The sequence below is a fragment of the Spirosoma sp. KNUC1025 genome (assembly GCF_045160025.1).
GTDB lineage: Bacteria > Bacteroidota > Bacteroidia > Cytophagales > Spirosomataceae > Spirosoma.
This window is the reverse complement of sequence record NZ_CP087139.1, coordinates 6,838,820-6,852,988: the sequence shown is the minus strand read 5'-3', so window position 1 is coordinate 6,852,988 and position 14,169 is coordinate 6,838,820. Positions and strand designations below refer to the sequence as shown.

At 46.0% G+C, this 14,169-nt stretch carries 11 protein-coding genes; 3 read left to right on the top strand and 8 right to left on the bottom strand.

The annotated features are described in order from the left end of the window. Positions 1 to 49: 49 nt before the first annotated feature. Both rsfS and ftsH read left to right on the top strand, forming a co-directional pair. Positions 50 to 445, top strand: coding sequence for a ribosome silencing factor (gene rsfS, locus LN737_RS29885; protein WP_405514759.1), 396 nt, complete (start codon positions 50 to 52; stop codon positions 443 to 445). Between the two features lie 158 nt (positions 446 to 603). Then, the gene (gene ftsH / locus LN737_RS29880; protein ID WP_405514756.1) at positions 604 to 2,634 is read left to right on the top strand and encodes an ATP-dependent zinc metalloprotease FtsH; all 2,031 of its coding nucleotides are present in this window, start codon (positions 604 to 606) and stop codon (positions 2,632 to 2,634) included. Between the two features lie 57 nt (positions 2,635 to 2,691). On the opposite strand, the gene LN737_RS29875 is transcribed toward ftsH, so the two are convergent. The 5 genes from LN737_RS29875 to LN737_RS29855 form a co-directional block, all read right to left on the bottom strand. Further along, positions 2,692 to 3,183 (bottom strand): metallophosphoesterase, encoded by a 492-nt coding sequence (locus LN737_RS29875; RefSeq protein WP_405514754.1) that lies wholly within the window; start codon positions 3,181 to 3,183, stop codon positions 2,692 to 2,694. Continuing rightward, positions 3,183 to 4,859, bottom strand: coding sequence for a fatty acid--CoA ligase (locus LN737_RS29870; protein WP_405514752.1), 1,677 nt, complete (start codon positions 4,857 to 4,859; stop codon positions 3,183 to 3,185). The genes LN737_RS29875 and LN737_RS29870 overlap by 1 nt, the downstream gene beginning before the upstream one ends. 513 nt (positions 4,860 to 5,372) lie before the next feature. Further along, entirely contained in the window at positions 5,373 to 5,732 is a 360-nt protein-coding gene (locus LN737_RS29865) for a hypothetical protein (protein WP_405514750.1), read from the bottom strand. 541 nt (positions 5,733 to 6,273) lie between these two features. Then, the gene (locus LN737_RS29860; RefSeq protein ID WP_405514748.1) at positions 6,274 to 6,834 is read right to left on the bottom strand and encodes a hypothetical protein; all 561 of its coding nucleotides are present in this window, start codon (positions 6,832 to 6,834) and stop codon (positions 6,274 to 6,276) included. Positions 6,835 to 6,861: 27 nt separating this feature from the next. Next, the gene (locus LN737_RS29855) at positions 6,862 to 8,103 is read right to left on the bottom strand and encodes a NupC/NupG family nucleoside CNT transporter (protein ID WP_405514746.1); all 1,242 of its coding nucleotides are present in this window, start codon (positions 8,101 to 8,103) and stop codon (positions 6,862 to 6,864) included. Positions 8,104 to 8,302: 199 nt separating this feature from the next. Between LN737_RS29855 and LN737_RS29850 the strand changes: the two genes are divergently transcribed. Then, positions 8,303 to 8,773, top strand: coding sequence for a DUF1801 domain-containing protein (locus tag LN737_RS29850; protein ID WP_405514744.1), 471 nt, complete (start codon positions 8,303 to 8,305; stop codon positions 8,771 to 8,773). Between the two features lie 153 nt (positions 8,774 to 8,926). Here LN737_RS29850 and ppk1 read toward each other — a convergent pair whose 3' ends face one another. From ppk1 to LN737_RS29835, 3 genes are all read right to left on the bottom strand, one after another. Beyond that, the gene (gene ppk1 / locus LN737_RS29845; RefSeq protein WP_405514742.1) at positions 8,927 to 11,260 is read right to left on the bottom strand and encodes a polyphosphate kinase 1; all 2,334 of its coding nucleotides are present in this window, start codon (positions 11,258 to 11,260) and stop codon (positions 8,927 to 8,929) included. Positions 11,261 to 11,327: 67 nt separating this feature from the next. After that, a complete protein-coding gene (gene gyrB / locus LN737_RS29840) occupies positions 11,328 to 13,331 on the bottom strand; it encodes a DNA topoisomerase (ATP-hydrolyzing) subunit B (protein WP_405514741.1) in 2,004 nt (667 codons plus the stop codon). 419 nt (positions 13,332 to 13,750) lie between these two features. After that, positions 13,751 to 14,155 (bottom strand): hypothetical protein, encoded by a 405-nt coding sequence (locus LN737_RS29835; RefSeq protein ID WP_405514739.1) that lies wholly within the window; start codon positions 14,153 to 14,155, stop codon positions 13,751 to 13,753. Positions 14,156 to 14,169 lie beyond the last annotated feature (14 nt).

Sequence of the window (14,169 nt, the reverse complement as noted above, 5' to 3'; positions counted from 1 at the left end):
AGACAAAGTACCCGCTGATCAGCTTATCGTGCAATGTTAAACCGAAAGCATGAGAATTAACAAAAACCAAGAATTTACCGCCGAGCAGTTCCGCGACTTTGTTGTGCGGGGTATGCAGGAAAAAAAAGCGCAGGACATTGTTGTAATGGATTTGCGCAACGTTAAAAACGCTATCTGTGATTACTTTGTTATTTGTTCAGGTAACTCCGATACACAGATTGATGCCATCTCAACGTCGATAGAAGAAGAAGTCTATAAAGCGAGTAAGCAAGATCCCTGGCATAAAGAAGGGAAATTGAATCGGGAATGGATTTTGCTTGATTACGTTGATGTGGTCGCTCACGTCTTCAAAAAGGACCGTCGGGCGTTTTATGACCTTGAGCAACTATGGGGTGATGCGGAGATTCATGTGATCGAAGACAATGCCCTGGTAACAGTATCCTGAGAAAGAACTGATTATCTTTGTTGAGCGTATGGTGAAAGGTCCTGTAATTGGGCCGCTTATGGGATAGATAGACCGTTTGTCCTAACCGTTTCGCTGTAGAAACATTCATCTGCGAAACGGTGTTACCTGTTGGAATCCGTTTTGTACAACCTGAGGAAATGGCAGAAAATAATAATAGAAATCCGTTAGTACCCCGTGGTGGTCCGCGTAAGCCTAATTTTCAGGGCTGGATTGTTGCGTTGTTGATTGCCGCCATTCTTGGCATTACGTTCTTTAACAGAAGTTCAGCCACCCGCGAGATCTCGCAGAAGCGGTTTGAGCAGATGGTGAAAGAACATGAAGTGGCCGAAGCGGTTGTTGTTAATGACAAAGTGGCTGAGATAACACTTACGCAACAAGCCGCACAAAGCCCTAAATACCGCAGCTTATTCGCCGACAAACCTTATTTCGGGAGTAGTCATGGCCCGCATTTTCAAATTCAGATTGCGTCAGGTGAGACCTTCAAGAAGGATCTCGACGCTATGGAAAAAGATGTGCCCGCCAATGAAAAAGTTGAATACCGCTTTGAGCAGCGTAGCGATTTTGGTAGTATCATCAGTACGTGGGGTTTCCTGATCGTCATGATTTTGGCTATGTACTTCCTACTGGGCCGCGTATCGGGCGCTGGAGGACCAGGCGGCCAGATTTTCAATATCGGAAAATCGAAAGCTGCGCTGTTCGACGCCGATAACAAAGTGAAAATTACGTTCAACGACGTAGCTGGTCTGGACGAAGCGAAGGAGGAAATTAAGGAAATCGTTGATTACCTGAAAAACCCAACCAAGTTTACGAAGCTGGGCGCAAAGATTCCGAAAGGAGCCTTGCTGATTGGCCCTCCGGGTACAGGTAAAACCTTGCTGGCTAAAGCGGTTGCTGGCGAAGCAGGTGTACCGTTCTTCTCGCTTTCCGGTTCCGATTTCGTTGAAATGTTCGTCGGGGTAGGTGCCGCTCGTGTGCGTGATCTGTTTAAGCAGGCTAAGGAAAAAGCACCCTGTATCATTTTTATCGATGAGATCGATGCTGTTGGCCGCTCACGTGGCCGGGGATCGATGCCAGGTGCCAATGATGAGCGTGAGAACACGCTGAACTCATTGCTGGTTGAAATGGACGGTTTTGCTACCGATTCTGGAATTATCATTCTGGCAGCTACCAACCGTCCTGACGTACTGGACTCCGCTTTACAGCGCCCAGGTCGTTTCGACCGTCAGATCAGTATCGACAAGCCTGATATTATCGGTCGTGAGGCTATCTTCCGGGTTCACCTGAAGCCAATCAAACTGGCTCCGGATGTTGATCCGAAAGAGCTGGCTGCCCAGACACCAGGTTTTGCCGGTGCTGAAATTGCCAACGTTTGTAATGAAGCTGCCCTGATTGCGGCCCGTAGCGATAAGGAAGCCGTCGATATGAAAGACTTCCAGGATGCCATGGATCGTGTGATTGGTGGTCTGGAAAAGAAAAACAAAATCATTTCGCCGGAAGAGAAAGAGATTGTAGCGTATCATGAAGCTGGTCACGCTGTAGCTGGCTGGTTCCTCGAACATGCCGATCCGCTCGTTAAAGTGACGATAGTACCTCGTGGTGTGGCAGCGTTGGGTTACGCTCAATACTTGCCTCGTGAGCAGTATCTATACCGCACAGAGCAACTCATGGATGAAATGTGCATGGCGTTAGGCGGACGGGCTGCTGAAGATCTGATTTTCGGAAAAGTTTCGACGGGTGCTTTGAGCGACCTGGAACGTATCACCAAACTAGCCTATAGTATGGTGACCATGTACGGTATGAACGACAAAATCGGGAACGTATCGTTCTATGATTCGAAGCAATCGGATTATGCATTCAATAAGCCTTATTCGGAAGAAACGGCCAAGCATATCGACGAAGAAGTCCGGAAAATTGTTGAGATAGCTTACAAGCGTACAAAAGGGCTCTTAACCGATAAGCGTGAAGCACTGGAGATCATCGCCAAAGAACTGCTTGAAAAAGAAATTCTGTATCAGAACGATTTAGTGCGACTGATTGGCAAACGTCCGTTCGAGCGTGAAACGGTTTACCAGGCCTATAAGAATAAAGGGGTTGCTGAAGAGATTAAGGAAGAAATCGGTAAAGAGGCTAAACCTGCTGAAACCGAGCCTGAATCCTTACCGCTCTAAATGCACTTGATTAATTAAAAAGGGAGATTCCTGCATAGGAATCTCCCTTTTTTATGCCTACTTTTTGCCTAGTTCAATAACCTGCATATCCAGAATTCGGCCTGCATCGAGTGAAAAACGAACGATTGTCCGCATGGAATGAAAACCTGTTTTTCCGGCTGCGCCTGGATTAATGAACAGCAGATTATGCATAGTGGTATCGCGCGTAACCTTGAGAATGTGCGAATGACCACACACAAAAATATCTGGTGGACTTGCCATTAATTGCGGACGTACTACAGGATTATATTTTGGGGGAGAGCCGCCAATATGAGTCATCCAGATGGTAAGTCCTTCAAGGGTGAATCGCTGATTAAGGGGCAAATCTGAAGCTTCACGGTCAATATTGCCGCATACGATACGTAATGGGCGAAAGTTTCGTAACTGCTCAGCCACTGTTAAGTCCCCCACATCCCCTGCATGCCAGATTTCATCGCAGGCTTCGAAGTGCGTGAAAATTTGGGGATCGAGGTAGCTGTGGGTGTCAGATACTAAACCGATACGTATCATTAGGCAAGAATCAATTCCTTCATCTCCGTTCGAATTCGCTTTTTGTCAATTTTACCGACGCTTGTTTTAGGTATTTCGGGAACAAACACAATCCGATCAGGTACGTACCATTTATGCAGATCACCCCGTTCGACTTTTGCCTGTAAACAGGTTTTGATTCCTTCGGGCGTTAAATTGTAACCGGGTTTTTGCACAATAAGTGCGTGTGGGCGTTCCCCCCAGCGGTCGTCGGGCAGGCCCACTACAGCCGATTCCGCTACGCCTTCTATCTGCGACAGGGCATCTTCCATATCCAGTGATGAAACCCATTCTCCACCAGTCTTGATAACATCTTTCGTCCGGTCGGCAATGATAACCCAGTTATCGGGTGTAATGCTGGCGACGTCACCTGTATGCAGCCAGCCACCTTTCCAGAGAGCAGCCCCGCGTTCAGGATCGTTGTAGTAGCCCTGGGTAAGCCACGGCCCACGCGCTACTATCTCGCCGAGCGAATGGCCATCGTGAGGAACGAACTGGCCATCATCGTCCATCAATCGCATTTCCACAAACGGCGAGATCCGACCTGCTCGTGTACGTAGTTCGAACTGTTCGTTCATAGGAAGTTGCTTCTCCTGTTCGTTCAAATACCCGACAGCCATCACGGGGGCTGTTTCTGACATCCCATACCCAGCCATCACCGTAATACCCAGGTCCATTGCCGCTTTAGCCAGACCTTTTGTGAGTGCAGAGCCACCAATCAGGACTTTCCATTTGCCAAGGTTTTCCGGGTATTTCTGTGCCGCTGGATTACTGACAAGCATGTTCAGGATAGTAGGAACACAGTGTGACAACGTAACGCCCTCCTTGATCAGGAGTTTAAGCAGAACCTCCGGTTCATACCGACCCGGATAAACCTGTTTGGCTGACATCAGGGTTGCCAGAAACGGAAATCCCCAGGCATGTACGTGAAACAGGGGCGTAATCGGCATATACACGTCCGTCGACCCTTTAAACGCCATAGCTTCGTACCCGATAATGTAGGCTAGAAGCCCCATCGTATGCATAAATAATTGTCGATGGGAAAAATAAACGCCTTTAGGATTGCCGGTGGTGCCGGTCGTGTAGAAAGTTGTCGCCCACGTATTCTCGTCAAAATCCGGGAAATCGTATTCGGGCGATGCATCCCGTAACAGGGCTTCGTATTCGCCCGAAAAGCCGGCTGGTATCTCGGTAAGAGCATTTGCGGAATAAACTTTATCGCTAAAAACTATGTATTTCTGAACGGTTGTAAGCTGATCTTTGATCGCATTCAGGACCGGCAGAAAATCTTCGTGAATCAGCACCACTTTATCTTCGGCGTGATTCATCGTGAAGAGAATCTGGGCGGGTGATAAACGTACATTAACGGTGTGTAGAATCGCCCCCAAGCATGGAATACAAAAAAAACATTCGAGATAACGATGGCTATCCCAGTCGAGAACGGCAACTGTGTCGCCCGGCAAAACGCCATGACTGGTCAATACGTTAGCTAATTGCCGCACACGCTGGTTAAACGTAACGTAGTTCATCCGAAATAAGTCGCGGTAAACAATCTCACGCTGAGGCTCATACTTGAGCGATTGTTCTAACAGACTCTTAATGAGTAGCGGAGGCTCCTGGGCTTCTTTGGTGCGGGGAATGAGTTTGGTCGAGATCATGATTGCGTGAAGGGTTTTTATAAAAACGCAGAAATCGAAGGTAGGATTGAACGATCTAAAGAAAAAATAGTAATCAATAAAAAAGGCCAATCTCTTTTTAAAAGTAGATTGGCCTTTTTTATCCGCTAGATCGACTAGCTGTGGAGATTAATTCTATAATAGCAAACCTGCCTTGTAAATTCACATGCTGCCAATTCACCGGCGACGAGTGACCAATCATTTCCACCAACAGGTTGCGGCTTGGTTCCGGCGTTTTGACCCCCCTGTTTGGCCAGATACAAGTAGTTCCAACAAATGATGGCGTTTTTTTTGTGCTAATTCTTTACAAGCATCTGTGCTCTGCTCTTCTTTATATGCGTACTGCATCTCACCACTATTCGCTTAGAAAACGGCGTGCAAACTACTGGTGAGCACTTTCCATCTTGTCTAACTGGATATCTAGGCGCTTACGCAACTCACTGTCGTCCATGAATTCCATAGGTATGACAAATTATGCCAAATTAGGAGAACGGGTCAGTTAGCTGTAGGCATTTTATCCATAACTAGTTGGAAGTTTATTATGATAATATCACCTGCTTTAACTTTAAATCGTTTGGTTGTAGCTCTATGATACGGATAGCAGAGGCCAGTAACGACATAACTGTCAGGCTTTACGTTCAGAATGTAATGGCCGTTCGTATCAGGTTTTATCTGTTGCCCATTAATTTCAACGATTGCGATTTTCAAACGTTCTTTTGTCTCTTTGTCAATGAATTCGCCTGTAATTTGAGCTTGAAGTTGTGAACTCCTTTTCCGAATAAACGAGTAAGAACTTTTGGCGGAAGACTGTTCATTAGACATGGACATAACTGTCAGGCAAGCAGTGAGTGCCATGACTAAACAGCATATTATTCTTAATTGAGACCGTTTCACGATGTAATGTACTGTTGCCTATTTGATTGGCAGTACGTATTGATTACGAGGAGTAGTATTATAAGCCCACAGTTGTAGTTTGACGGCTAATTGATATACATAGAATGCCTGTTAGCATCATACAGAAAAGCTTTACCAACCATAATTCACGTTATTTACTATCTTTTTAATCCAAAAATGTACACTCATACTCATGTTAATTTACCGTAGGTCATGTACCAACGCAATGATTAGAAAGATGATAAAAGAGAGCCATATCACTTTCGGCAGATACCTGATATATACCAAGGGAAACAAAGCAATCCACATTAAGAACAAGCCAATCGTCATCTTGTACTCTTTCACTTTGGGAGAGACAGCACTAATCAGGAACGCGAAGATTTCCTTTTGAAAGACTGTTATTAGTACAAGTAACCCTATGCAACTAAGGACCGTCGGAATTTTTCGATTTTCGTTCATATGTGTAAGGATATACCCCACTTTATCAGTGGGGTATATTCGATTAATTGTCACATGGCTGGTTATAGACAGAATTGAAATCGCTTTCAAACTGAGAGTATTTTGCCTGAAGAACCTCGTAGTTGTTATTAACACACCAAGCAGCAGCAATTGATCCAAAGCCCAATGTCCACATGGCTGCTCTATACCCAGTTATTCCTTTACCACCATAATTTTTCATCTGCTGAAGAATCATCTTAAAAAAGCCTCCTTGCTGTGCTATTTCAAGTGCTGCTGTTCCAAAGACAGCGTCAATCAGACACTGATTCATAGCAGCGTTGTATTCAGCTTGTGCAATAACTGCATCATTAATCAATTGGCGAAGGGCTTCTGCTTGGCATCTGTTCGATATTTTAACATTAATATGCGGCCGTGGAGGGTCTTCTTCTAGAGCATCATAGTCCGATATAAATCCATTGAATTTATTCATCATATCGTATGGATTAATACCAAACCATGTCCCTGCCCAACTAGAGTACGTATAGATGAATGAATCATTACCTTGAACTTGAAATCCATCTAAAAAAGACCAACCTCTTTTTGAAAGTAGATTGGTCTTTTTCATCCGCCAGACTAGCTACGGAGGTTAATTCTATAAAAGCAAACCTGCCAATGTGGCCGACATATAACTGGCGAGTGTACCGCAGATCAGCGCCTTAAAGCCCAGCTTGGCTAAATCACTACGTCGCTTAGGAGCTAATTCGCCGATGCCCCCCACCTGAATGGCAATGGAGCTAAAGTTGGCAAAACCGCAGAGAGCAAAACTAACAATGGCGATTGTTTTTTGATCGAGTGAAGGCTTTATTTTAACCAAATCCAGGTAGGCGACAAATTCGTTTACAACCATTTTGGTGCCCATCAGTGACCCGGCAGCCTCAATATCTTTACCCGGTACACCCATAGCCCAGGCGAAGATGGAAAATACTTTGCCCAGCAGGAAATTAAGACTGAGATTTCCCATTCCAAACACGTAGAAACCCAGCCGAAACAATAGGCTATCAATCAGTGCAATCAGTGCAATAAAGCCAATCAACATGGCCACTACGTTCAAACCAACTTTCAGCCCTTCGCTTGCACCGGCAGCAATAGCATCGAGCAGGTTAGCATGGGTTTTCTTAATCTCTACTTTTATAATTCCCTGTGTTTCTGAAACCTGCGTTTCGGGCATTACAATTTTGCTGATTACCAGTGCGCCGGGTGCAGCCATAATACTGGCCGCCAGCAGATATGGAGCCGGTACGCCAAGGGAAATATATACGGCCAAGACGCCCCCCGCAATGCAGGCAAACGAACCGGTCATACTTGCCAGAAGTTCCGAGTTGGTCATCCCGTTTAAGTAGGGCTTGATCATGATTTGGGCTTCGACCTGGCCAACGAACGTACTGGCTACGTTTGACAGCGCTTCAGCACCGCTCACACCCATGAGCCATTTCATCGCACGAGCCATTACCGCTACAATGCGCTGCATAATACCCAGGTGATAAAAAATATTAACCAGTACAGCTACGAAAATAATGGTTGGAATAACCTTGAAGAAGAAAATAAAGTCGTTTCCCGGCCCGAAAGCTTTTTGCAGTACTTCCGTTCTGACAAGGGAAGAAAACACAAACTCAGCGCCAATATTGGCTTTTTGCAGGAGTCGGTCGACGTAATAACCCAGTCCCTGAAATAGCTGTTGACCCGCGTCGGTTTTTAATACGAAAACAGCTAATCCAAATTGAAGAGCAAGCCCAACACCGACGGTACGGTAGTTGATCGATTTTCGATTATCGGAGAGGGCATAGGCAATACCCAAAATTAAAACAATACCAATCAGGCCGGTAAAGCGATCCATTAAGTAAAATCAGAGTTACAGTTAGGTGGGCTAAGATACAAAAAGACCGGTTAGCAAACGAGAATAGAATAAATCGGAGGGTAATATTCGCTGATCTACTCTATGCGTGAGGCTTTATCAGGCGACCTAAGACGACGATCTCAAAAATTTGATGGTATACCAGGCTGGAATTAATGTCTGACTAAAAATAAACCGACCCTTGAAAGGTAAATTAGCAGACCATAATGAAATGGCTCACATGAATATCGAAGAACAAATCGAAAAATACATTGACAGCCAGTCAGAACCAAAACGTAGCGACATGCGAGCGTTGCACCACCTAATTCTGCAAGTGATGCCAGCCTGTAGATTATGGTTTCTGGATGGTAAAAACAGTGAAAATAAAACAGTTTCTAACCCTAGTGTAGGCTTTGGATTCTACACCAGAAATTATGCTGATGGGAAAACCAGAGAGTTTTATCAAATCGGTCTGAGTGCGAACTCAACCGGAATCTCGGTCTATATCCTTGGTATTGACGATAAGAACTACCTAGCTCAGACCTATGGAGAAAAACTTGGCAAGGCGAGCGTGAGCGGCTATTGCATCAAGTTCAAAACGCTAAACGATATAAACATTTATGTTCTTGAGGAGGCAATACGACATGGGGTAGGGGTTACCAGTGAAAATTAACTGTCGGACTGAGGGTCTACCTATCTTCCAACGATCCTCAAGCTTCATGTTGGGATTGTTCTGGAAAAATCGAAAGAACTCATCCGGCAAATGCACCTACCCCGATTCAAAACCTCCTGCAAGAATAAGCAGCCAACAATTGTAAGTTAGTTGCTAAATATTGGCGATAGCGCGTTCGGCACCTTCCTGATATTCCTCTTCGAGTTTTGCTACGTCGGCTGTTTTGATTTCTACATCGAACAGGCGGGCATCCATGGCTTCTTTTTCGGTTGCGTCAAAAAAGCGCTGATGCATATTGAAGGCTTCGCTGCCTTCCAGTACATCACACTTCTTGAAATTGCCGTCTTCTTCCAGTTCATAGGCGTTTACGTTGTCGCGCAGATTGTAGCTTAGAATCAGAATGGCCTGTTGTTTGACCCGCGTATCGGCCAGGAAAAACAGTGACTCGATACGTCGGTCGAAGCTACGTACCATAATGTCGGCGCTACCACCGTATACTTTGGGGTCACCGTTGTTATGGAAGTAAAAAATGCGGGTATGTTCCAGAAAATCACCCACAATGGACCGGACTGTAATATTATCGCTTAAGCCAACCCGATGAGGACGGAGGCAACAAATGCCCCTCACAACCAGCCGGATGGGAACACCCGCCTGTGAAGCTTTATACAACTCATCAATGACCAGCTTGTCTTCCAGCGAATTTACTTTTATACAAATACCGCTGGGCAAACCGCGTTGAGCATTATCTGCCTCTATCCGGATCAGTTTGAGCAATTGCTCCCGCATATCGCGCGGAGCCGTAATGAGGTATTGGTATTCGTTCGGCAGGGAATGCCCGGTAATTACGTTGAAAAACTCAGAAATATCGTGTGTATAGGTTTCGTTCGTCGTCAGCAGCCCAATATCGGTGTAGAGTTTGGATGTGTCTTCGTTGTAATTGCCCGTTGCCATGTGCGCGTAACGTACCACGCGACTTCCCTCATTCCGTACAACCAGCAAAAGTTTTGTGTGCGTTTTAAATTTGCTGATTCCGTAAATGACAAAGCAGCCCGCTTTTTGCAGACGCTGTGCTTCGCGGATGTTGTTTTCCTCGTCGAACCGGGCTTTTACCTCAAATAAAACCGATACGTGTTTGCCGTTTTCGGCGGCCTTCAACAACGCTTCGGTAATGCGGGATCGTTTGGCTAGCCGATAAACCGTGATTTTAATAGCCAGTACGTTCGGATCTTCAGCTGACTGTTCAAGCAACTGAAGTACGGGCTCAAAGTTGTTGTATGGGTGATGCAGCAACAGGTCGCGCTGTTTGATAATCTCGAAAATGTCATCGGTTTTATCACGGCCTATACCTAGTGGCGGAACTGGTACGTGTGGCAAAGGCATATCGTCCTTAAACTCGGGATGACCAATAATTTGCCAGAAGGCCGAGAAATCAAGTAAGGTGTCTGATTCAAAGATGTTTAAATCATCGATTTCCCACCGTTTTTTCAGCAAATTGAGCATCCAGGGGGAGGCTACTTCGCCATTACTATTGGTTTCGATATCGACCCGCGTGACCCGACCAAGACGGCGATTTTTGATTTTTTGCCTGACTTCATCAATAAAATCGACTTCATCATCATCGTTTTCATCAAGCGTAAAGTCGCCATTTCGGATAATCCTGAACAGGTTCAGCGACAGGATTTCAACGTTACGGTAAAGTTTTTTCAGGTTCTGCCGGACAATCTCTTCAATAGGCAAAAACACGATCATATCTTCCCGCTCGAAGGATAGGAAACGAGGTAAATTGGCTGGAACCTGCACAAAAGACAGGCGTTGCCGATCTTCATCATCTTCCGGGCGCTGGTTTTGCTCAACGGCATCAGGACTTTGGGTAACTACCCCAAAAATAAGCACCCGCGCCAGCAGTACCGGAAATGTATGCGTATAATCATACAGCATGGGCGTCAGGGTAGGGTAGATCGCCCGGTCGAAATAACTGGTTGCCTCAATCTGTTCGTCAGCGGTCAATTGCTCATAGCCTACCAGCTGAAGGCCATTTTCGGGAAACAGGGGTAATAATTGCTCGGATAAAACGGTTTGCTGATCCTGAAAAAACTGATGTGCATTGGTATATAATGCCTTCCGGAAGGGTACTTCGCGCAGTCCTGAGTAATCGATACGTTGCTTATGGTAATCCAGGTAATTATACAGGCTCCCAACCCGAATCATGAAAAACTCATCGAGATTCGAGGCCGAAATTGCCAGAAATTTCAGCCGTTCCATTAGCGTTCGACTGGTACGGCGGGTCTGATCCAGCACACGTTCGTTGAATTTGAGCCAGCTTAAATCACGGCTCAGGTAATCGCTCTGGTCAATAACACTGCTAACTTTTTCGCTGACTTTTGCCGTTTTGTCCATTGTCGGGGTGGGCGAATTGGGCTGACGTTGGGTAAGTCGGGAAACCAGATTACCTAGTTTTGTAAAATTGGGATTTAGGGAATAACGCATACTCGGTTCAAGCTTTGAAGTACAACAAAAAAGCGGGCTTTTCGGCCCGCCTTATGTTATTTTTCGGTTAAACATCCACTCGGGCATATTTAGCATTCCGTTCAATAAATTCGCGTCGAGGAGCAACTTCATCGCCCATCAGGGTTGAAAAGACGTGATCGGCGTCGGCGGCCGACTCAACCGTTACAATTTTCAGGCTTCGGGTATCCGGATTCATCGTTGTGCTCCAGAGCTGTTCAGCGTTCATCTCGCCCAGACCTTTATAACGTTGTACGCCCACATTTTCTTCCCGACCTCCGCCTGCCAGTTCCTTAACGGCCGCTTCGCGCTGCACTTCAGTCCAGCAATAACGCTCTTCTTTGCCTTTTTTAACCAGATAAAGGGGCGGTTGAGCGATGTAGATATAGCCGTTGTCGATCAGCGCTTTCATGTTGCGGTAAAACAGCGTCAGAATCAGCGTACGGATGTGGCTGCCATCTACGTCGGCATCCGTCATGATGATAATTTTATGATAGCGAAGCTTATCCAGATTCATCACCGTTTCGTCGTCTTTCTTTTCAAGACGTATACCCAGCGCTGTCCAGATATTTTTGATCTCTTCATTTTCATAAATTTTGTGCTCCATGGCTTTTTCTACGTTCAGGATCTTACCCCGTAATGGCAGAATAGCCTGAAACGCCCGGTTACGACCTTGTTTGGCCGTACCACCGGCGGAGTCACCCTCAACCAGATAGAGTTCACACTTTTCAGGATCAGTATCGGAGCAGTCGGCGAGTTTGCCCGGCAGTCCCATACCTCCCATAAAGTCCTTGCGCTCAGTCATGATGCGCTTGTAGGCCAGATCGGCGGCAATACGTGCCTGAGCTGACACCAATACTTTTTTGACAATACCGGCGGCTGTTTTTGGATTCTCTTCCAGCCAGGTTTCGAGCATGTCGGCCATTGCCTGACTGACGGCACTCACTACGTCCTGGTTACCCAGCTTGGTTTTGGTCTGACCTTCAAACTGAGGCTCCTGAACTTTTACTGACACTACGGCAGTCAGTCCTTTACGGAAATCTTCGCCACTAAAGGTCACTTTCCCGGCATTTTTAGGCAGCACACCGGGGTTTTTGTCCGCGTAATTTTTCAGAACGCGAGTCAGCGCCGAGCGGAAGCCCTGTACGTGTGTACCGCCTTCGTGTGTGTTAATGTTGTTCACATACGACAGTACGTTCTCACCCGCTTCGTAGTTGTACACCAGCGCGACCTGTACGGGCGTTGATCCCTTTTCGCTTTCCATATAAATGGGTTTCATGCCATCTAGTGAGGGGCGAGTTTCGTCGAGGTATTGCACGAACTCGACCAGCCCACCTTCCGAAAAGAAATCATCCTGACGTAATGGCTCCCCATTTTCGTCCAGTTCACGCATATCTTTCAGGAAGATATGAATGCCTTTGTTGAGGAATGCCAGCTCGCGCAAACGACCGGCAACGGTATCGTACTTATAAACCGTTTCGGTAAAGATGCTGCCGTCGGGTTTGAAATGGGTTATTGTTCCGGTGTCTGGTGCGTCGCCAATCACGCGAACATCGTACTGGGGAACGCCAATTTTGTATTCCTGCTCAAAGATTTTGCCTTCGCGGTGAACTTCTACGCGTACATCAGTTGACAGCGCATTGACGCAGGAAACCCCTACACCATGCAAACCGCCGGAAACTTTATAAGTGTCTTTGTCGAACTTGCCACCAGCGTGCAGAATGGTCATGGCAATCTCCAGCGCCGATTTACCCATTTTGGTGTTAATGCCCGTTGGAATACCCCGGCCATTATCCTGTACAGTAATCGAATTGTCTGGATTAATCGTTACGGTAATTTTATCGCAGTAACCTGCCAGCGCTTCGTCAATGGAGTTGTCAACGACCTCCCAAATCAGGTGGTGCAGACCCCGAATACCAACGTCGCCGATATACATGGCAGGCCGTTTGCGGACAGCCTCCAGACCTTCTAAAACGGTGATGTTATCGGCACCATAGGTACTGGCTGGCGCCGTTTCAACGGGAGCATCTGCTTCAATCAATTCGTTGGTCATATCAGAATGGAAAAATGTCAAAAATTTGTTGTTTCGAGCTTAGGAAAAGACGTAATACAGATACGCTTTATAGATTGTAAAAATACAAAAAATAATTGTCTTTTCCTAGCCCCTCGATAAGATTGGCTTAATATACAAAAAAAGCCGTTCATAACCAATGTTTTCGGCCAAATGATGCCCTGCAATGGGTTTTTATAAGCGTTACGACTAAAATTCCTGACGAGAATTCAAGGGATTAGTAACAGGGAAAAGCCGATTTTCTGAGGGCTCATATTGGTAAGGTTATTTCTCAAAAAAGTATTATAAAACTGGTTAAAATACAAGAGCCAAACCGCGAAGATTTGGCCCTTGGGAAAATGCAGAATAGGGGTTGAATCAATGCCGGTTATGACAGGCAGAGCAAGGCCATCTGACAGTACTTAATCTTCTGGATATGGAATGTACACGAATCCGGCAAAATCGCCGTGAACGACAAACAAACAGCAGTATTCGTCGGCTTTTTTATAATTTTCTTTCCACAAATCAATGGATTCCGGGCCGATCAATGCGCGCTGCACAAACTCATCGAGAAACGATGCTTTGTAGTTCCACTGGTTTTCAAGTTCATTGCCGCCAATCAGCAACTGCCCTACGGGTATGTCGCGACGGGAAGCCACAAAAATAGGGTAATCAGAGAAGCCGCGCGTTCTGATCTGGTACGACGCTTCCTTGAGCTGGTCGGCTACTTTAACGAAATCTGATGAAATGGCGCCCATCAATTCCTGATTCACATCGTAGGAATTGGCATCATCAAGTAACGTATTTTCGTTGCTATGGTTGATCATAAATTTAGCAGACA